The organism is Bacillus sp. MAG717A, from assembly GCF_036884855.1.
GTDB lineage: Bacteria > Bacillota > Bacilli > Bacillales > Bacillaceae > Bacillus > Bacillus safensis.
In genome coordinates this window covers 2666959-2690598 of sequence record NZ_CP145733.1, presented here as the reverse complement: position 1 = coordinate 2690598, position 23640 = coordinate 2666959, and the positions used below count along the sequence as shown (strand labels likewise).

The 23640-nt window shown below is 42.2% G+C and carries 27 protein-coding genes and 1 other annotated feature; of the genes, 3 read left to right on the top strand and 24 right to left on the bottom strand.

Annotated elements, in window-relative coordinates:
* Nucleotides 1-80 precede the first annotated feature (80 nt).
* Nucleotides 81-713, top strand: coding sequence for a LysE family transporter (locus V6Z54_RS13805; RefSeq protein ID WP_024423148.1), 633 nt, complete (start codon nt 81-83; stop codon nt 711-713).
* Between the two features lie 45 nt (nt 714-758).
* On the opposite strand, the gene V6Z54_RS13800 is transcribed toward V6Z54_RS13805, so the two are convergent.
* The 5 genes from V6Z54_RS13800 to nadB form a co-directional block, all read right to left on the bottom strand.
* On the bottom strand, nt 759-1373 hold the full coding sequence (locus V6Z54_RS13800) for a YhcN/YlaJ family sporulation lipoprotein (RefSeq protein ID WP_075611711.1): 615 nt from the start codon (nt 1371-1373) through the stop codon (nt 759-761).
* Between the two features lie 133 nt (nt 1374-1506).
* Complete coding sequence (safA, locus tag V6Z54_RS13795; RefSeq protein WP_073979794.1) at nt 1507-2751, bottom strand: SafA/ExsA family spore coat assembly protein; 1245 nt, start codon at nt 2749-2751, stop codon at nt 1507-1509.
* A 130-nt stretch (nt 2752-2881) separates the two neighbouring features.
* Complete coding sequence (nadA, locus tag V6Z54_RS13790; RefSeq protein WP_338527428.1) at nt 2882-3991, bottom strand: quinolinate synthase NadA; 1110 nt, start codon at nt 3989-3991, stop codon at nt 2882-2884.
* Nucleotides 3978-4841 (bottom strand): carboxylating nicotinate-nucleotide diphosphorylase, encoded by an 864-nt coding sequence (nadC, locus tag V6Z54_RS13785; RefSeq protein ID WP_041086443.1) that lies wholly within the window; start codon nt 4839-4841, stop codon nt 3978-3980. Before nadC ends, nadA begins: the two co-directional genes overlap by 14 nt.
* The gene (gene nadB, locus V6Z54_RS13780) at nt 4823-6397 is read right to left on the bottom strand and encodes an L-aspartate oxidase (protein ID WP_338527427.1); all 1575 of its coding nucleotides are present in this window, start codon (nt 6395-6397) and stop codon (nt 4823-4825) included. The genes nadC and nadB overlap by 19 nt, the downstream gene beginning before the upstream one ends.
* Before the next feature lie 85 nt (nt 6398-6482).
* On the opposite strand from nadB, the gene V6Z54_RS13775 reads away from it, so the two are divergent.
* Both V6Z54_RS13775 and V6Z54_RS13770 read left to right on the top strand, forming a co-directional pair.
* On the top strand, nt 6483-7634 hold the full coding sequence (locus tag V6Z54_RS13775) for an IscS subfamily cysteine desulfurase (protein WP_338527426.1): 1152 nt from the start codon (nt 6483-6485) through the stop codon (nt 7632-7634).
* A 3-nt stretch (nt 7635-7637) separates the two neighbouring features.
* Nucleotides 7638-8180, top strand: coding sequence for a transcription repressor NadR (locus tag V6Z54_RS13770; RefSeq protein ID WP_039180361.1), 543 nt, complete (start codon nt 7638-7640; stop codon nt 8178-8180).
* Between the two features lie 24 nt (nt 8181-8204).
* Here V6Z54_RS13770 and pheA read toward each other — a convergent pair whose 3' ends face one another.
* From pheA to V6Z54_RS13675, 19 genes are all read right to left on the bottom strand, one after another.
* Nucleotides 8205-9083 carry a prephenate dehydratase gene (gene pheA / locus V6Z54_RS13765; RefSeq protein ID WP_024423155.1) on the bottom strand — a complete coding sequence of 293 codons (879 nt, stop codon included), beginning with the start codon at nt 9081-9083 and terminating at the stop codon, nt 8205-8207.
* Nucleotides 9084-9101: 18 nt separating this feature from the next.
* Nucleotides 9102-9545 (bottom strand): ACT domain-containing protein, encoded by a 444-nt coding sequence (locus V6Z54_RS13760; RefSeq protein ID WP_008342790.1) that lies wholly within the window; start codon nt 9543-9545, stop codon nt 9102-9104.
* 55 nt (nt 9546-9600) lie between these two features.
* Entirely contained in the window at nt 9601-10887 is a 1287-nt protein-coding gene (gene obgE / locus V6Z54_RS13755; protein ID WP_039180364.1) for a GTPase ObgE, read from the bottom strand.
* 21 nt (nt 10888-10908) lie between these two features.
* Nucleotides 10909-11502, bottom strand: a complete 594-nt coding sequence (locus V6Z54_RS13750; RefSeq protein WP_073979799.1) for a sporulation initiation phosphotransferase B — start codon at nt 11500-11502, stop codon at nt 10909-10911.
* A gap of 256 nt (nt 11503-11758) precedes the next feature.
* Nucleotides 11759-12043, bottom strand: coding sequence for a 50S ribosomal protein L27 (rpmA, locus tag V6Z54_RS13745; protein WP_003216586.1), 285 nt, complete (start codon nt 12041-12043; stop codon nt 11759-11761).
* 12 nt (nt 12044-12055) lie between these two features.
* Complete coding sequence (locus V6Z54_RS13740; protein ID WP_034279847.1) at nt 12056-12394, bottom strand: ribosomal-processing cysteine protease Prp; 339 nt, start codon at nt 12392-12394, stop codon at nt 12056-12058.
* Between the two features lie 14 nt (nt 12395-12408).
* Nucleotides 12409-12717 (bottom strand): 50S ribosomal protein L21, encoded by a 309-nt coding sequence (gene rplU / locus V6Z54_RS13735; protein WP_003216781.1) that lies wholly within the window; start codon nt 12715-12717, stop codon nt 12409-12411.
* A gap of 12 nt (nt 12718-12729) precedes the next feature.
* Nucleotides 12730-12802, bottom strand: a sequence feature (ribosomal protein L21 leader region).
* Between the two features lie 66 nt (nt 12803-12868).
* Nucleotides 12869-13738 carry a M50 family metallopeptidase gene (locus V6Z54_RS13730; protein WP_041086455.1) on the bottom strand — a complete coding sequence of 290 codons (870 nt, stop codon included), beginning with the start codon at nt 13736-13738 and terminating at the stop codon, nt 12869-12871.
* Complete coding sequence (locus V6Z54_RS13725; RefSeq protein ID WP_041086457.1) at nt 13731-14522, bottom strand: M23 family metallopeptidase; 792 nt, start codon at nt 14520-14522, stop codon at nt 13731-13733. Before V6Z54_RS13725 ends, V6Z54_RS13730 begins: the two co-directional genes overlap by 8 nt.
* Before the next feature lie 180 nt (nt 14523-14702).
* Entirely contained in the window at nt 14703-15506 is an 804-nt protein-coding gene (gene minD / locus V6Z54_RS13720; protein ID WP_017358134.1) for a septum site-determining protein MinD, read from the bottom strand.
* A 2-nt stretch (nt 15507-15508) separates the two neighbouring features.
* Nucleotides 15509-16192, bottom strand: coding sequence for a septum site-determining protein MinC (gene minC / locus V6Z54_RS13715; protein WP_041086462.1), 684 nt, complete (start codon nt 16190-16192; stop codon nt 15509-15511).
* Between the two features lie 54 nt (nt 16193-16246).
* On the bottom strand, nt 16247-16765 hold the full coding sequence (mreD, locus tag V6Z54_RS13710; RefSeq protein ID WP_041086464.1) for a rod shape-determining protein MreD: 519 nt from the start codon (nt 16763-16765) through the stop codon (nt 16247-16249).
* The gene (gene mreC / locus V6Z54_RS13705; protein WP_041086466.1) at nt 16762-17661 is read right to left on the bottom strand and encodes a rod shape-determining protein MreC; all 900 of its coding nucleotides are present in this window, start codon (nt 17659-17661) and stop codon (nt 16762-16764) included. Before mreC ends, mreD begins: the two co-directional genes overlap by 4 nt.
* A gap of 27 nt (nt 17662-17688) precedes the next feature.
* Nucleotides 17689-18708, bottom strand: a complete 1020-nt coding sequence (locus V6Z54_RS13700; RefSeq protein WP_007501538.1) for a rod shape-determining protein — start codon at nt 18706-18708, stop codon at nt 17689-17691.
* 90 nt (nt 18709-18798) lie between these two features.
* Nucleotides 18799-19473 (bottom strand): DNA repair protein RadC, encoded by a 675-nt coding sequence (gene radC / locus V6Z54_RS13695; RefSeq protein WP_029706175.1) that lies wholly within the window; start codon nt 19471-19473, stop codon nt 18799-18801.
* A gap of 47 nt (nt 19474-19520) precedes the next feature.
* Entirely contained in the window at nt 19521-20090 is a 570-nt protein-coding gene (locus V6Z54_RS13690; RefSeq protein ID WP_041086469.1) for a Maf family protein, read from the bottom strand.
* A gap of 177 nt (nt 20091-20267) precedes the next feature.
* Nucleotides 20268-21284 carry an SPOR domain-containing protein gene (locus V6Z54_RS13685; protein ID WP_041086874.1) on the bottom strand — a complete coding sequence of 339 codons (1017 nt, stop codon included), beginning with the start codon at nt 21282-21284 and terminating at the stop codon, nt 20268-20270.
* Between the two features lie 156 nt (nt 21285-21440).
* Complete coding sequence (locus V6Z54_RS13680) at nt 21441-22172, bottom strand: prepilin peptidase (RefSeq protein WP_338527425.1); 732 nt, start codon at nt 22170-22172, stop codon at nt 21441-21443.
* A 147-nt stretch (nt 22173-22319) separates the two neighbouring features.
* Nucleotides 22320-23624, bottom strand: a complete 1305-nt coding sequence (locus V6Z54_RS13675) for a folylpolyglutamate synthase/dihydrofolate synthase family protein (RefSeq protein WP_338527424.1) — start codon at nt 23622-23624, stop codon at nt 22320-22322.
* Nucleotides 23625-23640: the final 16 nt, after the last annotated feature.

Sequence of the window (23640 nt, the reverse complement as noted above, 5' to 3'; positions counted from 1 at the left end):
TTGATCCTTTCCTCCTATTATGTATAATTAATCTAAACGGAGAATTTTTATACAATTTATTCAAAGGAAGTTCTAGTCGATTGCAAACATTTCTCACATTTATCGTCGTAGGATTCTCAATTGCTCTGCCTGTTGGAGCAATCACGGTTGAAATGACAAAACAGGGACTGAAAAACGGATTTTTTCATGGTTTAACTGTCGGAGCAGGCGGTATGACCATAGACTTATTACTCATCTTGGCTTTATATGCTGGATTTGCTCAGTTTTTATCTTTGCCGTTTGTTCAAATTCCGCTCTGGCTGATCGGAGCTGTATTTTTAATGATTCTCGCATACGATTCCATTAAAAATGCGGATCAAGATATCCATCTAGCAGGAGAAAAGGTCAATAAATCATTCGCGAAAACGTATCGAAACGGCTTGCTTGTGGCAGTATCTCCTGGAAATCTTGTGTTCTGGGTTTCTGTTTTTGGGGCTGTACTTGCGGATGCTTATACAAAAACAGATTCATCTGAATTTATGCTGGCTGCCGGCGGTATTTTGGCAGGGATTCTCCTTCATGACATTGGTCTACTCACCCTTGTATCCTTAACAAGAAAAGTGATGAATCGGACGATGATCAAGTGGACATCCATTATTGCTGGTATTTTATTATTAGGGTTTGGCTGTTATTTCTTTTACGAATTTTATATAGGCATCAAGGTTTATTTTTAAGAAAAGGCTAAAGTTCGTGATGAACTTTAGCCTTTTTGTGTCAAACTATCGGGTCATGCCTGTTTGTCCTGTTTCAAATTGCGTTCTTCTCATATCTCTAAAGCGTGTGAATGCACCTTCATCTTTCATGACTTGGACTGCTCTTCCATCCGCATAACGAGTCGCTGCTTCTTCTACTTGTGATACGCCTTCTGATGTCAGGCGACCATCTGATTTAATGGCAATATACACATTCTCATCCGTCACCATGACTTGAGAGTCTGCCACGTGATTCATTTTATTGACGCGGTTGGCAATTTTTCTTGAACGCTGGATATTCTCTTGTTTATCGTAGCCTGAGAACGACATTTGGTTATGATAGTTCATATCTCCATGACTGTAGCGTCCATCTCCACCTGCAAGAGGCATTCGATCATCAGCTTGAGGACGTGTACGGTAATCAACATTCGTTGTATTTCTCCCGTTCATTCCCTCCATGAGTTCAGAAACTGGTCCTTGATGATCCTGGTTGTTGTCGTCCGCTCGTTGATTCGAATGATAACCAACCGGCTGGCCTGATTGATTATGACGTGTATCGACACCTGCGTTATTATTTGCACCACATGCCGTTAAACCAATAGGAAGAAGCACTAATGCGATTGTTTTTTGCCATTTTTGCAAACGAAAAACCCCCTGTACAAATTCAATCTCATGAGCGCGAAACAGGCTCTGTTTTAGCATGTACAGTTAGGAAAAAAATCAAACTGTCAGTTATAAACAAAAAAAGGAACGATTGAGATCGTTCCTTCTGTCATTAATCTTCTTCTTCCTCCTCCGGCCTTGCAAATACGGATTGACCTGGATATGGCTGCATATAAGGCTGAGCTGGATAAGCTCCCATTTGGCCATAAGGAACAGGATTCGGATAATGTCCTGGCCAAGGCTGATGATGCTTCATGCCATCATCACATCCGCAGTCTTCCTTGCCGTATGCTGCATTTGAGACGTTTGGATAAAAGCCTTGATTTACGTTGGCATTTGCATTGGCGTTTGAATGCATATGGTGATGCCAGTGATGTCCGTCGTTTGCATGGTGCTCATGATTTTCCCCGTAGTAAGCAGGCGCTTGATACGCAGGATAATATGGATGAGCCGGGTATGGATATGGCATCATATGATGGTGATAATATGGCTGGATAGGATAACATAGGCCTGATCCCGGTAAAATTGGCGATGCCGGCACCATTTGCTGCGGATATGGATACATCGCCGGCATGTAATGACCATAACCAAAATAAGGATCATATGGTTCATGATGATGGTGCTGGTGATGATGCTCGTTATTTTCAGCCACACCTCCTACCGCTGCCCCTCCCACATTTGGCATTTGCGGGAAGTTAGGAAGGTTTGGGTAATTGCCATGCTCCATGTCTTTTCCCTCCTCTTTTTGATGCGGAATATGAATAAACGGGTCATATCCCTTTGCCACTTCATCTTTTAGATGACCTTTATTTTCATGATGAAAATGGTCCTTGTGATCTTTATGTTCCTTATTTTCATGATGGAAATGACCCTTGTTATCTTTATGGTCTTTATTCTCATGATGAAAATGATCTTTGTGATCTTTTTTGTCATGAACGTGATCTTTTTTCTCATAATGATCTTTTTTGGGAGGAGGCGTGAATGGCTGGTAGAGATTGGTCTGATAATAGTTCACATCGACTTGCGGAAAAACTGGCTGCTCGATCTTTGGCACTGGCGGTACATAAGGTACCGGTTCATTTGGCTTTTCCTTCGGCTTTGTATCTTGCACTTGCACGACATCTTTTGGCTTTTCTTTCACATACGGATGTTCTTTCGTTTTTGGCATTTCTTTTGCTTTGTGATGATCTGTTTTCACAGGGACACCACTAGATGGAATTTTAATCTTCATACCCGGCATGATCAAATCAGGATTACTGAGCTGAGAATTTAGTTTTTTCAATTCTTGAAAGTCGACTCCGTATTTCTTTGAAATTTTCCAAAGGGAGTCTCCTTTTTGCACAATATGAATTTTCAACGTTTTCCCCTCCTATGCAAAACGTGAACGTAACAGTTATGTCAGAAGTACAATATGTTTCAACATAAATTTATGCCTATTTACAAGCCGATATGATAAAAACTTGTTTTCTGATAGGAGGGGCTGATCATTATTTAATGGCGAGCATTTTCTCGAGTGCAAGCAAAGCGTCTTTCGTGATGTCTTCATTGACCTGTATCAACCCGACCGGCTGACCCTTTTCAATGCTTTCCAGTGACCATAGCAAATGAGGCAGATCAATCCGGTTCATCGTCAAGCATGGACACATATCTGGGTTAAGGGATTCAATTTGTTTATCTGGGTGCTGCGCTATGATCCGTTTGACTAAATTCATCTCTGTTCCAATCGCCCACTTGCTGCCTGCTGGCGCCTGTTTGATCGTATCAATAATAAATTTCGTTGAACCTGCTAGGTCAGAAGCCCTTACGACCTCATGCGTGCATTCAGGATGGACAAGAATTTGAATGTCACGATCCTTTTTTCTCATTTCTTCTATATTCCGAACGGTAAACTTCTCATGTACGGAGCAATGGCCTTTCCATAAAATCATCTTGATCCGGGAAAGCGGCTGATCGGTGATAAGCTTTTCTTCTATCTGATCCCAGACAGCCATTTCTTCTAGCGGAATACCTAAATCAAAAGCCGTATTACGCCCTAGGTGCTGATCAGGGAGAAACAGAATCCGCTCTTTTTGCGTCATCGCCCACTCGAGTACTTTTTTAGCATTTGATGAAGTAACAGTCGCCCCGCCATGCTTGCCGACAAATGCTTTAATATCTGCTGTTGAATTGACATACGTAAGCGGAAGTATTGTATCCCCAAACAGATCAGTGAGCTGCTCCCATGCTCTATCTGTTTGTTTCATATTTGCCATATCTGCCATGGAACAGCCTGCCCTCATATCTGGCAATATAACGCTCTGATTCTTGTTTGACAGCATATCTGCCGTTTCTGCCATAAAATGAACACCGCAGAATACAATGTATTCAGCCTCGTGATTGTCAGCAGCTATTTGTGCCAGCTGCAATGAATCTCCTGTTGCATCTGCAAATTCAATGACCTCATCCTTTTGATAATGGTGGCCCGGTATAAAAAGCTTTGAGCCAAAAGCCCGCTTAATTTCTAACACTCGCTGCTTCATTTCATCATCAGAGCGGTGTTTATATTCATCTGGCATCATGGCTGCATGTTGATTGGCTAATACATTAAGCATGGACATGAGTCGTTCCTCCTTTATGACTGAATTCCATATTCATACTAAAATCAAATGCTGGAGCAGAATGCGTTAGAAAACCAAGTGAAATCAGGTCGACTCCTGTCCCCCTGTAGCTTGGCAATGTCTCTAGCGTGATGCCTCCTGAAGCCTCTGTCAGAATGGACTCTGGCGTCATTTGTTTAAAACGTTTTACTTCGTCCGGAGAGCAGTTATCAAACATGATGACATCCGCTTTTGCATCAATGGCTTCCATTAGCTGCGTTTCTGATTCAATTTCCACTTCAATTTTCACCATATGACCGGCATATGCTCTTGCTTTTTCTACAGCTTCACGAATAGAACCGCATGCCGCAATATGATTATCTTTAATCATCACCCCATCTGATAAGCCAAAGCGATGATTCTTTCCACCGCCTGTCTTCACTGCGTATTTCTCTAACATACGCAAGCCGGGTGTCGTTTTTCTCGTATCACAAATCGTAATAGACGGGTCACCTAATCGCTGCACCGCCTCATGTGTTAAGGTGGCGATACCTGTCATTCGCTGCAATAGATTTAAAATGACCCGTTCTCCTTTTAATAAGTCGTTGACTGGGCCCTTTATTTTCGCCAGTACAGCGCCTGAATGAATCCAATCACCTTCTTGAAAAAACAGCTCAGTTTGAATCTGTTCATTCAACAGGCGGTACCCTATATCAATCAGTTGTGATCCTGCCAATACACCAGATTGTTTCGCAATGATAAGAGCTGTTCCTTTCTTGTCTCCAAAGATGGCATCAGCTGATACATCTCCAAAGCCAATATCCTCTGTAAAAAAATGAGTGAGCATTTGTTTTAACTGTAAACGTTCCATTTGGCACCGATCCTTTCATTTTTCATGATATGAATATGACCTTTTTCATGAACAATCTGCCTGCCCTGCCACAACGCATCGCTTCGCTCTGGATAATCCATTCGATAATGGCCGCCTCTGCTTTCTGTACGGAGTAATGCAGATTTAGCAAGGCAAACCGCTAATGCCCATTGATTGCTTAATTCGATCTGTTCATTTGTGATATCCTTCACATTAATTTGCTGAAAAGTGACATGCTGTAACGTATGAAGCAAAGACTGCAAGCCCTTTTCATCTCTCACAATGGCTGCAAATGTAGTCATCCATTGTCTCAGCTGATCCTTTGAAATCATTGGAACCATCCATATTTCTTGAATAGAAAAAGGTGGACTTGTTTCTTTCTGTTTAGGCAGCTGTTCAATTCTTTGTGCCGCTTTGCTGCCTAATACGAGACCTTCCAGAAGAGAATTACTCGCCAATCGATTCGCACCGTGTAAGCCAGTACAGGCCGCTTCTCCAATGGCAAATAGCGCTGGAACAGTCGTTTCTCCATATTCATTGACGCTGATACCGCCCATTAAAAAGTGCATACCCGGGGAAATTGGCAGCCTGCCGCTCGCCATATTGACACCTGCACGCTGACACATCGCATCTATCGCTGGAAAACGGGCTGAAAAATGCGGAATATCATGGATGTTAAGATACAATTGATGGCCTAATTGCTGCTCATGAAAAATAGCTCTAGCGACCACATCTCTAGGTGCTAAATCAGCTTGTGGGTGAATACCTTTCATGATCCGCCTGCCTGTTTCATCTTCTAAATAAGCTCCCTCTCCCCGTACTGCCTCTGAAATGAGACCAACTGCTTTTCCATCGATTGTCAAAAGAGTTGGATGGAATTGAACAAATTCTAGATCCACTAATTGCGCACCTGCTCGATAGGCCATCATCAGTCCGTCTCCTGTGACAGAAGGATCATTTGTGTTTGTCTCATATAGGGAGCCGCAGCCGCCTGTTGATAAAACAACGGCATCTGCGGTCATTGTTTGTACGTGTCCTGTCTCGTCTTTCCATACAACACCCTTGCATGTCCCTTCATGAACCAATAGATCAATGACATGATGATATTCATATAAATGAATATGTGAGCCGAGCTGACTTTTCAGATACTGTACAAGGGTTTTCCCTGTTTGATCTCCTCCTGCATGCAAGATGCGATGAGTGGTGTGTGCCCCCTCTTTGCCTAATTGCGGCTCTCCCGCTTCATCTTGATCAAATGGACAGCCATCTGCTACGAGCTGCTGCACAAGATGTTTTCCAAGTCTCACGATTTCTTGTACGGTTCTTTCATCATTGTGGTCACAGCCAGCATCTAGTGTATCTTGCACATGCCGCTCAGCTGAATCATGTGCTGAAAAGGCAGCAGCAATTCCACCTTGTGCCAGCATGGAATTACTAGATGAAAATTGTTTTTTTGTCATCATGATGACCTGGCAGTTTTTCGAGATATTTCTTGCAAAGGAAAGCGCTGCAATGCCTGATCCCACCACAATAACTTTTTTGATTGATGACACCATTGCCCCTCCTGTCATTTACACCTGTCTTGACACATATCATTACACAACACTAAAATAAATACAAGAAAAAATTTTCACACGGGAGATGGATAGGTTGGTTTATTTAGATTACGCAGCTTCTACACCTGTTTCAGAAGAAGCACTGCATGTTTTTGAGCAGCTGAGTAAAAATTTCTACGGAAATGCAAGCAGTCTTCATGATGCTGGGGGAAAAGCAAATGACATATTGACTTACAGCAGACAATCACTCGCTGCCATGATCGAGGGTGAACCAGATGGGATCTACTTTACAAGCGGTGGAACTGAATCCAATCTCCTTGCGATTCAATCGATCATCAATGGACTACCAGCACATAAACAGCATGTCATCACAACATCAGTCGAGCACCCTTCTGTTCATCATGCAGTTAGCAGCTTAGAGCGTCTTGGCGTAAAAGTCACCATCATTGAACCGAATCAGGATGGAATCATAACAGAGGACATTCTCAAAAAAGCATTATTGCCTGAAACAGGACTCGTATCTATTCAGCATGCTAATTCAGAAACAGGGATTATCCAGCCGCTCGCTGAGTTAGCACCTCTTTTAAAAGAAAGGAACATTCTTTTTCATACAGATGCTGTGCAAACATTTGGAAAGGTACGTGTGTCCATCAAAGAACTTGGAGTCGATGCCGTGTCCATCTCAAGTCATAAAGTGTATGCTCCTAAAGGCGCTGGTGCCGTTTATATGGGCACTCATGTTCCTTGGAAACCTTTATATACAGGAGCAGTTCAGGAAAATGGCTTACGTCCAGGGACAGTGAATGTTCCGTGTATCGGTGCTTTTGCTGCTGCAAGTGAACAAGCAATGCTTAAGCTGGATGAACAGCAAAAATTAGATGAACAGCTGCGTGATTATTTTCTTCAGCAGTTAAAAATCAGACAGCTGCCAGTTCGTACACTTCAGAACAATGACAATCGCCGCACGCTGCCTCATATTATTGGTTGTTTTTTTGAAGGGTTTGAAGGACAATATGTAATGTTAGCATGTAACCGGCATGGGATTTGTCTATCAACTGGAAGCGCATGTGCTTCTGGTTATCACCATCCTTCCCCTGCTGTGAAGGCATTGCGTGTATCAGATCGTGATGCCCTTCAATTTATTCGACTATCATTTGGATGGCAGTCATCAAAAGATGACATCGATCAGCTTTTGCATACATTTGAGCATTTGCAAAAGGAGAAGAAGGGAGCTTAGGACGTGGAGCAAGAGAGGAAACTCATTGGCGAAGAAAGAAGAACCGCCATTTTAGAGTGGCTGAAAGAAACAGACACACCGCTTACTGGAAGCTTTTTAGCTAAAAAAGCGGCTGTCTCTCGACAAGTCATTGTACAAGATATTTCATTATTAAAAGCAAAAAATGAACCCATTATTGCCACAAGCCAAGGCTATGTGTATATGGCAGCGCAGCATGCGCCAGAAAGAGAAATTGAACAAATCATCGCCTGTAAGCATGATCCTGCTCGCACAGAAGAGGAACTGACCTTGATTGTAGACTTTGGAGTGACGGTGAAAGATGTGATCATTGAGCACCCTGTTTATGGTGAACTAACGGCCTCCATTCGCGTCAGTACACGGAAACAAGTCGCTGATTTTGTCCATCATATTTCTAACACCGGAGCGTCCTACTTGTCAGAACTAACAGACGGCGTGCATTTGCATACTCTCTCTTCTTACAGCCAAAAGCAGCTTGACCAAGCCATTCAAGCGCTGGATGATGCTGGGTTTTTAATAAAAGACTAAAAAAATAGTGTCCTGGTTGGGACACTATTTTTCATTCGTTAATTCATATGTTTGATAGCTGCCAAGCAGCTTGACCTCACAGCCAATCGCTTCTAATTCTTGAATCGCACCTGGGACTAGGACATCATCCATTTCTTTTTCAATGTCAATAATAAATAAATAATGTCCAAGGCCTGTTTTTGTCGGACGAGATTCAATTTTTGACAAGTTAAGATTCCGCCAAGAAAAAGCAGACAGCACACGGTGCAATGCACCTGATTGGTCATCCTTAGGCAGACTGACCACAATGGTCGTTTTTGGCTTTGATGAAAAACCAGAATTCATTGGGAACGATGCGTTAGGATCTTTATGTAAAATCACAAAGCGTGTATGGTTGTGCGGATAATCATGAATGTCTTTTTTCGCAATCGTCAAACCATACGTTTTTGCGGCAATTTCATTGGCAATAGCCCCGACAGCTTCATCTGGATGCTCACTGATGTATTTTGCTGCATAGCCTGTTGATTCCACTGGCCGGTGAGGAATATGAGGGTACTGTTTTTTCAGAAATTGATGACACTGGGCAATCGCGTGAGGATGTGATTGAATGACATCTAACGTCTCCCAGCTCTCCGCTCTTGACGGGTGGACAAGCAAATGCTGCCGTATCGGTGCTGTCATCTCCCCCACAATGGACAACGCTTCTTCATGAATTAAATAATCAATCGTTAAGTTCACAGATCCTTCGAGTGCATTTTCAAGTGGAACGACCGCCAAATCGACTTCGCCCTTTGACACAGCATCCATACATTGCGGAATCGTTGCATAGGCACGCTGCACTGCATCTTTTGGAAAACAAGAGCATACGGCCAAATGAGTAAATGTTGCCTCTGGTCCAAAATAACCTACAGTTAATTGCTTCATCTGCTATGATCTCTCCTTTTACGCCCCAGAACCTAGAATTTCAACTTTTTCGACAAATTCAAGCTTTCTTAATTGATTCATGACGGTGTTAATATCATCTGCCATACCTGCCGTACTAATCGATAGGGTGACATTCGCTCTTCCTTGCAGCGGAATCGTTTGGTGAATGGATAGCACATTACAGCCAGAGTCAGCAACAATTTGAAGCAGCCTTGACAGAGCCCCAGACCGATCTTCAAGGTGGAAAAACAATGTGATGATCTGCTCTTTCACCATTGTATAAAACGGAAAAACAGCATCTCGGTATTTATAAAAAGCACTGCGGCTTAAATCCGCTTTTTGAACAGCATCGGCAACTGAATCCGCTTTTTTGCGATCGAGAAGCTTTTTGACTTCAAGCGTTTTTCGCATCGCATCTGGAAGTACATCCTCTCTTACTAAATAGAACGTTTCTTCTTTCACCTGTTTTCTCCCCTTTTAAAAACGGGAGAGCCCATGGACTGGACCCTCCTTTTAATCAATCGATAAATTCGAATTCAAATTCAAGCAGACGAATGATGTCGCCATCTTTTGCACCGCGCTCACGCAAGGCATCATCGACACCCATACCGCGCAGCTGTCTAGAGAATCGTTTAACGGATTCATCTCTCGAGAAGTCTGTCATCTTAAAGAGACGCTCAAGTGCTTTACCCGTTAAGACAAATGTGCCATCAGGATCTCTAGAGATCTCAAATGGTGCATCGCCCTCATCAAATCTATACATCACGCGGTTATCCGACAGCTCCTCTTCATTATAGAGCGGGAATTCCGGTGTTGTTTCAAGCTGATTGGCGATTTCAAATAAGAGCTCACGAAGCCCTTCTCTTGTGATCGCACTAATCGGGAACACTTTATAGTCATCCGTTAATTTTTCTTTAAATGCCGCTAGATTGTCAGCTGCATCTGGCATGTCCATTTTGTTCGCAACAATGATTTGCGGACGCTCTGTCAATCTCATATTGTACTGCTCAAGCTCTTCATTAATCGTCACGTAGTCTTCGTATGGGTCACGCCCTTCAAGTCCAGACATATCAATGACATGGACAATGACACGTGTACGCTCAATATGACGTAAAAATTGATGACCTAAGCCAACCCCTTCGTGCGCTCCTTCAATCAGTCCTGGCAGATCCGCCATAACAAAGCTTCGGTTATCGTCTGTTTCAACAACTCCGAGGTTCGGCACAAGCGTTGTAAAATGATAATCCGCAATTTTTGGTTTCGCAGAAGAGACAATTGAAAGCAGCGTTGACTTCCCGACACTTGGGAAACCAACAAGTCCAACATCTGCAAGTACTTTTAATTCTAAGATGACGTCACGTTCTTTACCTGGCTCACCGTTTTCAGAAAGCTGTGGCGCAGGGTTTGCTGGTGTTGCGAAGCGTGAATTTCCACGTCCGCCACGTCCGCCTTTGGCAATCACAGCCCGCTGCCCATGCTCTGTCAAGTCAGCTAGTACTTGTTCCGTCTCTGCATCTGTCACAACCGTACCAGGCGGAACTTTGACAATCATTTCTTCCGCATTTCGGCCATGCTGGTTTTTACTCATTCCATGCTCGCCGCGGTCAGCCTTGAAATGACGCTTATAACGAAAGTCCATTAACGTTCTAAGTCCTTCGTCTACTTCAAATACAACATCTGCACCATTTCCGCCGTCGCCGCCTGCTGGGCCGCCCTTTGGTACATATTTTTCACGACGGAACGCCACCATACCGTTTCCGCCGTCACCGCCTTTAACATACACTTTAACCTGATCTACAAACATAACTTCCTCCGTTTCTCTGCATCACATATCTCGTTCTTGCCTCAAACAAAGCTCAATCATGGACTCATGAGGCGTCACATGAAATTGCGTTATACTCATACATGGATAGTTTGCGTCATGAAACGCATTTAACGCATCCAAACTTGTTAATTTTCCTTTGAAATCAAAATATAAGATCACATCATTTTCTTCATGATCTGTTTGGAACGTGACCGTTAAATGATTTTCAGTTTTTTGGCAAACTGATTGATCGAATATCGAAAACAACTCCTGTGATACCGATAGCAGCTGTGATTCATATGCTGATAAGTCTCGGGTTTCACCAAGCACTTCATATTCTAAGGTGATAAAATGCGACTCCCAATTAAATGTTAGAAAGTAATAGGCCAATTGGGGAATTTTTAAATTTGAGAGTTTGGATTCATGCTGTGCTTCAATGACCATTTCTTCTATAATTTCAAACACGCGGTCATATTTTTCTAATGTCAAGTTGCCTTTGATCAGCTGTAATTTATTCATCCAGTCGTGTCTTGAACGACTGAGCAGATAGATCAATTCATTTGTTAATGCAACGTGAGTTAATTTTTCATTTTCTTTACTTGGTATCTCTTCCATTATCGCACTCCCAATCGTTTGGTCTCTCTTTTAGGAGTCTTATCATCAATATGTCTCCCTGAATTATAACAGAGAAGACAGCATAGAAAAACACTAGTTATGTGAGGAAAGGTTGTTTTTTCTGATCGTATAGGAGAAAATGAGGCAAAGTCAGCAAACGTTCTTTGATATTTATGGAGTGCATCTTCTTTTATCATCTTCGGTACTGCTTGTAAAAGTGAAAAAAACTCCAGTCAATGACCGGAGTTTTTAGCAATTATTGTGCCGCAGGATATACGCTCACTTTTTTACGGTCACGACCGAAACGTTCGAATTTAACCGTTCCGTCGATTTTAGCGAAAAGAGTGTCGTCGCCTCCGCGTCCAACGTTTTCACCTGGATAGATTTTCGTTCCACGTTGACGATAAAGGATAGAACCACCAGTTACGAATTGACCATCAGCACGTTTAGCGCCTAAACGTTTAGATTCAGAGTCACGTCCGTTCTTTGTAGAACCTACCCCTTTTTTAGATGCGAAAAATTGAAGATCTAATCTAAGCATGAAGTTCACCTCCTATTTTTTTGTTGATATTCTCACATAATCGTGATAATCTCGTTCAATTGTCTCTAAGGAAACGACCATGCCTTCTAAAAGCAGCTGGGCTTTTTCAAAGGATACTGGATCTGTATCAGCCGGCAGTTCAAAAGAGAAGTAGCCGCCTTCTTCACCAATATCAAGCAGTGGGTCCAATCCTGTCAGTGCAATAATTGAATTGACTGAGCCGAAAACAACAGCAGATACACCTGCACAAACGAGATCCTGACCTTTTTCAGCAAACTCGGCATGTCCAGTCATCTGAAAAGACGTAATGCTTTCATCTGCTGATGACCGAGTAATGGTTGCTTTGATCATATCACTCACACGCCTTAAGCGTTGATTTTTTCGATAACAACTTTAGTGTAAGGTTGACGATGACCTTGTTTCTTGTGGTTGTTTTTCTTCGGTTTGTACTTGAACACAGTAATTTTCTTACCGCGACCTTGTTTTTCAACTTTAGCCGTTACTGTTGCTCCAGCAACTGAAGGGTTACCCACTTTGACAGTGTCTCCGCCGACAAACAATACGTTTTCGAAAGTTACTGTTTCACCTGCTTCAGCAGCTAGTTTTTCAACATAAACAGTTTGACCTTCTTCAACTTTTACTTGTTTACCACCAGTTTCGATAATTGCGTACATCTCTGCACCTCCTAATAAACTCAGACTCGCCGAATACAGGGGGCCATAGGCTCTTTACACCTGCTCCGCGCGGTTGTAGCACGGGTGCTACATATCCATAACATTAAAAAATATATCAAACTAGACGCAAAATGTCAATGTATTTTCACCATTAGTACGGTAAAAGAAGCTCTTCCATTGAGGAGGTCGTTCTGCGATCTGAAAAATACGCATGGAGCAGTTCATTTTCATCAAGCTGACTCATCTTCACGCCATCTCTTTCAATAATAATCGGATGCTTGCAGCCCCTTTGAAATCGTGCCATCACTTCGTAAACTTTTTCCTCTGCACTTGCTCTCAGCGGAATCAGTTTTTCTACCTTTTGCTCTTTTTTACCGTAATACCGTTCTAGTAAAAAACGAACCCTGACGTAATGCCTCTGCCTGTGCTCCATCACGAGTGAATAAGCTAAAAAAGTGAGCAGCACCCAGCCATTGAATTGCAGCGGTGCAAACAATAGTAATCCTGCTGTCAATAGACCGAAAAAGACAAGTGAGCCTTTTATGGCTAGAGCATGTGCACGTTGGAAAGGGTAAAAAATAGATAAGAGCAAAAAGAATAATTTTCCGCCATCAAGCGGCCAAATGGGCAAAAGATTGACAAGAAAAATCGCCATATTATAAAAGGTAAACATCGTAAAGACGTCATGCGAAATAAGAGAAGCCTCCATGAAAAGCCAAGCCATGAGCTGGAGCGGTACATGCTGAAGCAGCCCGCACAAAATGACCGCCAGCTCCTCTTTTAGCGGACGGTTTCCATGTTCCTCTACTTCAACCGTTCCGCCAAATGGCAGTAAAAAAATCCGTCGAATGCGCCAATGATAATAGCAGGCAGCCGCTGCATGTCCAAGTTCATGGACACAGACGATCACAAGCAGACAAAGCAGCGGCTTAATTTGACCTGACAGAATCGCAAACGCCATCACAATCCACAGCAGCGGATGGATGTGAATTTTCGTCAGCATGAGCAGCCATCTATTCAAAGGTCATCACCTGAATAGGATCGATAAATTGTTCATTTTGCTTAATGGCAAAGTAATACGTGCCCTTCCCTTGATCATCAAGCGAAATCTGGCCAATTTTTTCACCTTTATCAACAAAATCGTATAAGGCCACATCGGCTTTCTTTAATTGACCGTACCAGCTATAGCTGTTATCTGCATGCTGCACCACAACGGTAAGCCCTGTGTCGCTTTTCTTTTTCACCTCGACCACATAGCCTTCCTTCATACTATCAATGGCTTCAGCGGATGTTTCAACTTTGACCCCTGCTCCATTTTGCGTAAAGGATTCTTGCACTTTACCAGAGGCAGGCACAGCTAGTTCTTGATTCGCTTGTACGTCCTTTTGGCCCTCTTTTTTCTCTGTTAAAAATGCCAGCGGATGTCCGACTGTTTTTTCTATCCAACGGTTGGCAGCAGCAAATTGAAAATCTTGCTCAAAGGTCTGAGTAATCATCGGCTTCAGCTGCTGAAACGGACCTGCCTGACCTTTAAACGAAATGGCAGCAATCAACACAAGGGACGCTGATAATAAGCATTTAAGTACAAAGGTATTCGGGTTAAATAAGGGATGACGATATTTCTTTGGCTGATGGGACGCCGGTTCATAGGAGGTCGAGCCAGAATGCTTTTCTTCCTCTGTCAGCATAACCCATGGCGGGATATCTTCTTTTTTCTTGAAAGCCGTCTTCTTAGGAGGAGCAGCTGGCTGCATCGTTTTGCGGCGCTGCGCGATTTTCTTTCGGTACTCGTCCACTCTTTTCATGAGATCACCCTTTACATACAAACAGTTTGTACATTTTATGTGACAACCTCATCTGATATGCAACAAAAAGACCGATTCTAAATCGAATCGGTCTCAGTGTGTAGACAAACCCTCGCATTCGTTGTCAGGTCTGCGCTCCGGTGCTTGTCCTTCCTAGATTGCAAAGGTTTTCTATATCGATTATGCTCTTACACCAAAAAATGCTTTCAGCTTTGCAAACATTCCCTTGTTTTCTTCTTCAAAGGATTGAAGCGGAACAGATTCGCCTAGTACGCGACGGGCAATATTGCGATAGGCAATCGATACTTTGTTTTTAGCATCCATGACAATCGGCTCACCATTGTTTGAAGCCTTAATCACATCATCATCATCTGCTACAATGCCGAGTAGATCAATCGATAAGTGATGTACAACTTCATCTACATCCATTGAATCGCCATTTTTCGCCATGTGTGTACGAATACGGTTGACAATCAAACGAGGCGGTTCGATATCTTCTTGTTCTAACAAACCGATGATTCGGTCCGCATCTCTCACAGCTGAGATTTCAGGTGTCGTCACGACAATGGCCTTGTCTGCACCGGATACAGCATTTTTAAAGCCTTGCTCAATTCCAGCAGGGCAGTCAATGACAACATAATCAAAGTCTTGCTTCAATGATTGAATTAATTCTTTGATCTGTTCCGGCTCCACAGCCGTTTTATCACTTGTTTGAGCAGCTGGTAAAAGATACAAAAGATCTTCGAAACGCTTATCTTTTACAAGCGCTTGGTGAATTTTGCATCTTCCTTCTACTACATCAACTAGATCATAAATAATGCGGTTTTCAAGCCCCATCACGACATCCAGATTCCGAAGTCCGATGTCGGTATCAACTAGACACACTTTTTTCCCTTGAATTGCTAGTGCTGTGCCTAAGTTTGCAGATGTTGTTGTTTTGCCAACGCCGCCTTTTCCTGAGGTAATCACAATAGCCTCGCCCAATTTCACATTCCTCCCTCAAGCCTTGTCAGATTAGGTCTTATATGAGCCAATTGCTGCAGGCGTTCAATGATCATATTGCCATCTATATCTAAATAAGCACATTCCATTTCATTTCCATCTTCTTTTTGGTCTGGTGCACGGTTAAAAACTTGTGCGATGCGAAGCTGTGTTGGAATCATATGAGATGCCGCAATAACAGCCTGTTTGTTGCCATTACATCCAGCATGCGCCACACCTTTTAATGCGCCAAGCACAAAAATATTTCCTCCTGCGCGAATCGTTCCGCCAGGATTGACATCTCCTATTAATAAAAGATCTCCTTCGACATACAGCACCTGTCCAGAGCGTACAATTTTTGCTACAGAAGTAATTTCAGCCTCTGCTTTTAATCGTCTCGCCTCTTCAGTTGACATGACGTCACTTTCAATGGAGTGGATAACGAGATGTTCATTTTCAGACACCGCTTCAGTCAAACGCTTCTCCTGATCCTCCGTTAAATAACGAAAACCAAGCTTAATATGCACATTGACCTTATGTCCTTCTCTTCCATCTGTATATTGCTCAAGTAAAAGAACCTCTCGCAAGCCAGAAAGAAGATCATCAAACGAACAGTCATCATTTAACTGTAATGTTAATCCGTTTTTTGTACCTTTTATCGTCACATATTGCTGTTTTTGAGTTTTCAAGATGCTCACCTCAACAACATACTCATTTCGCCGTAATTGGACAAACTCCTGCTTTTATTCGTCGATCAGTCCTTGTTTCACATTGATGAAAAAGAGCCTAAGCGGCACAACAAGTATGAGAGACGCAGCAGTATTTAAAAGAATCGTTGGAATAAAGCGTTCGATGACATACGTATTAAACGGCATAATCCCTGGTTGAATTGTCGCTTGAACGCCGTATACATAAAACTCCATGACGGAAACAGCAATAATCGACAGAAAGACGACGACTAACATATTCGTTTGCAGAACTTTAAAGGCTTTTGCTAGCAAATAGCAAAGCGCCCCAAAGCCAAACATATGAACACCAAGTATGCCTGTATATGAAATATCATATAAAAGTCCAAAGATAAATCCGTAAATCACACCATATTTTTGATTCATAAAAGCAGTCATAAATACAAGTGCAAGTAAAATGAAATGAGGAGCTAAAATTTGATTCTCTGAAACAAATGGGAGCTTCACTAAATCGACAAAAATGCTGTCAAATACGAAGATAAACAACATGACGAAAGCAAGAAGGACACGTTTCACGAGCCTTCACCCTTCGTCAATTCAGATGCATCTGCTGTACTTGTGCTGCGATTCACCACAATCACACGGTCTAAATTGTTGAGTTCAGCCGCTGGTTCTACGTAAATGATCTTTGTCAGACCGTAATGGTCTGGCTCGATTTCACTCACCTTACCAATCGTCAAGCCTTGCGGGAATACGCCCCCTGCTCCAGATGTTTCAACAAGATCTCCTTTTTTGACATCCCCATCTGCATCGGATTTTAGAATATTCATAGTCAGCATTTTTTTCTTGCTGTCATAACCGTTAATGATTCCATTGAGTTCTTCTTTGCCCTTTTTCGCAAAAATTTTCGTTGAAATTCTATTATTTTGGTCAGTAGAGCTTAGCAACCTTACAGTTGAAGAAAAATTGTTGAGCTTATCGCTTTCAATCTTCCCAATTAATGCGCCACTCTCATTTGTGACCGCCATATCTTTGTCAACGCCTTGTTTTTTCCCTTTATCAATCATCACAAAGCTATCCCAAAGAGATGGGTTTCTTGCGATAACAGTTGATAGAATTGGCGTGTAGTCACGAATAGAGTTCACATAGCCAAGCTGTTTGCGAAGTTTTTTGTTCTCATCTTCTAGTTCTTGAAGTTTCGCCTCATATTGGGTTTGTCCATCAAGTTTTTTCCGAAGACGTTCGTTTTCATCATATGTGTTCTTTAAATCTTGTACGTTCCCATAAATACCGGCAATAAATTGTGATGGTTTATGAAAGACACCTTGAAAAAAGCCTGTCGTATCCCCCACTAATTTTTCCGGCCATGAAGCACCTCTGCCGCTTTTCACTGAAAAACCAATCATGGCCACCAGTACGATGACACAGACAAGGAGCAACATTAATCTTTTATTCATAAAAAACTGCGGCATGTCTTACACCTCTTTAATTACGCCCGATTATCGATTATCTTTTGATTTTCCTTTGAACAAATGAATATGTTCTAGTGCTTTCCCTGTTCCGATCGCCACACAGTCAAGTGGATCTTCAGCAATAATGACTGGCATTTTCGTTTCATCACTAATGACTTTGTCAAGATTACGCAGTAATGCACCGCCTCCTGTTAAAACAATTCCGCGGTCCATAATATCTGCTGCCAGCTCAGGCGGGGTTTTTTCAAGAGTCATTTTCACTGCATCAACAATTGTTTCCACCGTATCGCGAAGCGCTTTTGCAATCTCTTCTGCCGTAATAGAGATTGTTTTTGGCAGACCTGTTAAAAGGTCACGTCCGCGAATGTCCATCTCATCATGTACATCAGGCTGCGCAGAACCGATTTCCATTTTAATCGCTTCTGACGTACGATCACCGATCATCAGGTTATACGTTTTACGGATGTAGCTGCTGATCGCATCATCCATTTCATCACCTGCAACACGAATTGATTGTGATGTCACAATGCCACCAAGAGAAATAATCGCTACTTCTGTTGTACCGCCGCCAATATCCACAACCATACTTCCTGTTGGCTCCCATACAGGCAGGTTAGCACCGATTGCCGCAGCAAATGGTTCTTCAATCGGGTAAGCGTCACGTGCACCAGCTTGTCTTGTTGCATCAATGACTGCACGCTCTTCTACAGCTGTAATGCCAGATGGCACACATACCATGACGTAGGGTTTACGAGCAAAAAGCCCTTTGCCTTTTAATGCTTGATTAATGTAATATTTCATCATTGTTGCTGTCGTCTCGTAATCTGCAATGACTCCGTCTTTCATTGGGCGTAGTGCCACAACATTACCAGGTGTACGGCCAATCATGTTTCTAGCATCATTTCCGACCGCCACTATAGACTTCGTATCAGTTTCCAAAGCTACGACCGAAGGTTCTCTCACAACAATGCCTTTTCCTTTAATAAAAACAAGCGTATTCGCTGTTCCAAGATCTATTCCAAGGTCTTTTGTACCAATTCCAAACATATGTATGTATCTTCCTTTCTTAAACCAAAATTCCCTTTAGGGAAAAACTCATAAACTCTATTATATCGTAAAACATTGAAAAAAAAAGTGTTACAAATACCCTTTTTCCTTCAAACTCACAAATTTTTGATCACCTATGACAAGATGATCAAGCAGCTGTATTCCAATCAGCTTTCCACATTCAAATAGTCTCTGTGTGACTTCAATATCTTCCCTGCTGGGCGTCGGATCTCCAGATGGATGGTTGTGCACACAAATAAATGAAGCAGCGGACCGTTTAAAGGCCTCTTTGAAAATTTCACGCGGGTGAACGATGGATGAGTTCAGACTTCCAATAAACACGGTATGTTTATGAAGAACTTGATTTTTTGTGTTGAGATAAAGACAAACGAAATTTTCCTGTTGTAAAAACCTCATATCTTCCATCACAAAGTTTGCCCCATCCTCTGGTGTGCGGATCACATAGCGGTTGTCCGTCGTTTGATGGTGTAATCTAGTGCCAAGTTCTAAAGCAGCTAAAAGAGAGACCGCCTTTGCCTTTCCAACTCCTCGAATCTTCGACATTTCTTCAATTGAGGCTTCTCTTATAGTGCGAAGACCGCCAAATGTTTGCAGAAGTCTTGCGGAAATTTGAAGAACTGATTCCTTTTTTGTGCCTGTCCTTAAAAGAATCGCAACAAGTTCATGGTTTGACAGACTGCCAGGACCATATTTGATCAATCGTTCTCTCGGCTTTTCATCTTGAGGAAAATGCTTTAGCAACATAGGGAAATCGTTCATGATGCCCACTCCTTTTAGATTCCTTCCTGTCATCAAAAAGGGGTGATTCCAAATGTTTCGAGCACTCTAACTGTTTTGGCAATAGGGAGACCTACAACGGAAAAATAATCACCATCTATTTTTTGAACAAACAGTGCGCCTTTTCCTTGAATGCCATAGCTTCCCGCTTTATCAAGCGGTTCTCCCGTTTCGATATAGCGGTCTATTTCATTTTGCGTAAGTGTCCAAAACGTTACTTCTGTCTGTTCATAAAATGTTTCTTTTCTATTCTCTGATTGAATTGTGACACCCGTCAAGACTTGATGTGTCTTTCCTGACAATAATTGAAGCATTGAGGCCGCTTCTTCCTTGTCTTTTGGTTTTCCAAGACATTTGCCGTCAATTGCAACAATCGTATCTGCACCAATGATCACTGCTTCGGGATATAGTGTTTGAATATCATTTGCTTTTTGTTCTGCCAACCATTGGACGTTCTCTGCAGGAGAAAAGTTTCGATTTATTTCTTCTTTTAATTGACTTGCTTGAATGTCATAAGAAAACCCTGCTAGATCAAGCAATTCTTTTCTTCTAGGTGATTGAGATGCGAGAATCAATCGGTTCATGTTTGTTCATCCTTTCAGGGTTTAGCCTAAGAAGTAAGATACCCATTCATCCTATCAAATGTACATCTTACCGACAATTTACGAAAATTCATTTTTCATGTTCCTTCATCATTATGTTGGATGCAAAAGAAAAAAACTAGTCATTTTTTGACTAGTTTGGTTTCTTAAAATATGATTTTACGTATTTAATTGATCAAGCAGTGCCTGCTGAGATTTCCACCCGTTTTCAGCAGTAGGTTCGTTTAACAGCTGGACAGCTTTTAATAAACTGCTTTTAGCTGGTGCGTCCGTTGTTTTGGCACTTTCAAGCTCAGAGATCAGCTGCGTAACCTCCTTTTGATCCACATCATCTCCTGCAATGACCTTAGAGGATAATACAGATGCCTTTTCTATTAAACTAGTCAGCTCATCTGGTACTTGAAATGAGAGCTCCTTGCCTCCCCATGCCTCAAAGTGTTGATCAATCAGCTTCTTCCCAACAGCACTTGTCATGCCCTGTTCTGTCGCAAGCCCAGCAATGACATAATAGCCATCATCCATTGAGATCTTTTTCCCCGCATACCCTGCTTCTTTTAAACTGCCAACTAATTCATCTGCTCCTTTTTCAGAGGAAAACTTTCCAGCCTGTACGACATATGTGGAAAAATGGCCAGAGGCGCTTTTTTCATCCTTATTTTCTTTTGATTCATTAGCAGTATCTGCTGGCGGCGCATCACCGCCTGCTTTCATCGATGATTGATTTCCGGATGCTGAAACGCTGATATCTCCTCCTGAAGGATTCTGAGTACCATCTTGGCTTAAGCTAAGTGCAAACACACCAAGGCCTGTCCCAAGAACCACTGCAAACACAATCGTTGTCATCACTCTCTTAAACGGGCCGCGGCTTTTACCGAACTTCTGATCAAAGGAACCTTTTTTCTTTTGATAAGGTGTGACGACCTTTGGATCAGAATGATAAATATGATCAGCTGCATCATCCCACTGGAAATCTTCTTCTTTCGGTTTAGCCGGTTCTTCCTCAGATGCAGCTGTCTCCTGTTCTGACTGCCTTTTTTCCTCCCAATTCGAAAACGTCACTTGATCATCCTCTTGCTGTTTTGGCGGCTGGTGGTCATCTTCATGAAGCATTTCTTCTTTGCCATTAATATTGACTTTTAACCCTTGTTTTTTTGCCTGCCTTTTTTTCACTGTCATTCCCCGCTTTCTGACATTGTTTGTAAGAAAGACCTTTTTGTCCAATGAATCAGCGCGAATGTACCCGTCCTTCTTTCTGTTTCACACTTTAACATAGCGGATAAAAAAAAGAACAAGACTTTTGTCGGCAGGGAAAAAAAGTGTTCGCCAATTTTTTCAACCGATCGACCCTGCGAATGGGAGCATGACATGAGCTCCATAGAGATACAGCCAAAAAGAAAAAGAGATCGCAGGAACAAAGGGAAATGGCTCATCTAACCGGAAAGAAAAAACCTTCGTATAGACGATTCCAGCGATACATGAGAGGAAAAGAATGAGAAGGAATGGCTTGAAGCCAAAGCAAAACGCAAGCACACCGAACAGCTTCATATCAGCACCGCCCATGCTATTTGGCTTGAAACGATCTAAACTATAAAACATGAGAAAGCAAAAAAGAAGCGAAGCCGCTCCTTCCCACCAAATAAAAAGTGGTTCAAGCGTGCGGTATATGACGAAAAGAGGGAAAAAGAAGAGAAACAGCTCGTTTGGCACCCTCATATAAAGAAGATCACTCACGACAGCAATCACAAATAAACTACAAAGAATCACAAGAAAAAGACCTTCAAACGAAATACCAGCGATTCTATACATGAGCAAAAAAAGACTGCCTGACAGCATCTCAACCAGTGGATATAGCAAAGACAGCCGAGTGCCGCAATGTTTACAAGTTCCCCTCAATAACACATACGAAACGAGCGGGATCATCTCGTGCAGGGAAAGCGGCTGTTTACACACTGTGCAGTGAGAACGAGGAAAAAGAATAGACCGCTTAAGTGGCAGCCTTTCACCAACTAGATGAAAGAACGACCCCATGGTGATGCCTGCAAGAAACACAAAAATGCCTATCATATATCGTGACCCCTTCCGAGAATAAGATAGACCGGATTTTATCACGATCGTATTCATTGAGCACATAGCGAAAATATGATTTTACTTTCCATCTGCATATCAAAAGAAAAAAACACAAATGGCATTGAAGCCATTTGCGTTTTTGTGTTACCCGATCATACGATTTCGTATATCTGAAATAAAATAAAGAGAGCCTGTCACAATGATCACCGCTAAAGGATCATCACTTTTTTTCTGGATGAACTCAAGCACTGTACGAGGGTCATCATCATACGACTTTGCCTCTAACTGACTGCATACATAAAGCTTTTCAGCTGATTCGGCTCTTGGAAAATCAAATGAAACAAAATGGATAGAAGAACTGACAGCTTCAAGCTTTTGAATCATTTGCTTGTACGGCTTATCTTTTAAAGCACTAAAACATATATGCACCTGTTTACTAGAAAAATGAGCTTGTACAGTTTCAATTAAACGGTCGATCCCTTCTTCATTATGAGCGCCGTCTAAATACACTGGAGGATGATCTTTGACTTTTTCAAATCTCCCAGCCCAAGCTGCCTGCCGAATGCCCTCATATATTTGCTCTTCTGTCACACTAATATAGCCTTCTTGCTCCAGCCATTCAATGAGTAAAACAGCAAGGGAAGCATTTTGCCTTTGATGCGTTCCGATTAATCCTGTTTCAAGCTGCGGATACTGCTTTTTTGATGTGCGTAACGTGAAACGTTCACCTGTTTCTGTCGGCTGCTGCTCATCAAAGCTACAAGTATCATGTAATGAAATACATTCAGCATTCTTTTCTTTGGCTGTGTTTTGAATGACAGCAAGAGCTTCAGGCTGGTGAACTGCCGTGATCATTGGAATACCCTCTTTGATAATGCCCGCTTTTTCAGCTGCAATTTGTTCAAGTGTGTCACCTAAAATGGCCATATGATCATGACCAATCGACGTAATCGCTGTTAAAATAGGCACAGCAATATTTGTAGAATCAAGCCTTCCGCCAAGCCCTGTTTCCAAGAGGACAAAGTCTACTTGGTGCACATGAGCAAAATAAGCAAATGCACATGCTGTAATGATTTCAAATTCTGTCGCTGCGCCAAGCTCTGTTTGATCTAATTCGTCAACAAAAGGCTTGATTTCATTCACCAAACTCAGCCATTCTTCATCATCTATAGGCACTCCATTCACGCTGATTCTTTCATTGAACGTTAGTATAAACGGAGAGGTGAAAGTTCCGACCGAATAGCCGGCTGCCTGCAACACAGAACGCGTAAACGCAATGGTTGATCCTTTACCATTTGTACCTGCAACATGTACTGTTTTTATACTTTGTTCCGGATTTCCTAGTCTGTTCATCAGCCATTTCATTCGTTCAAGACCAGGTTTTACGCCAAAAGCCAGTCTGCTGTGAATCCAATCAATGGCTTCATGATAGGTTGTAAACAATGTCATCTCTCATTTCATACGA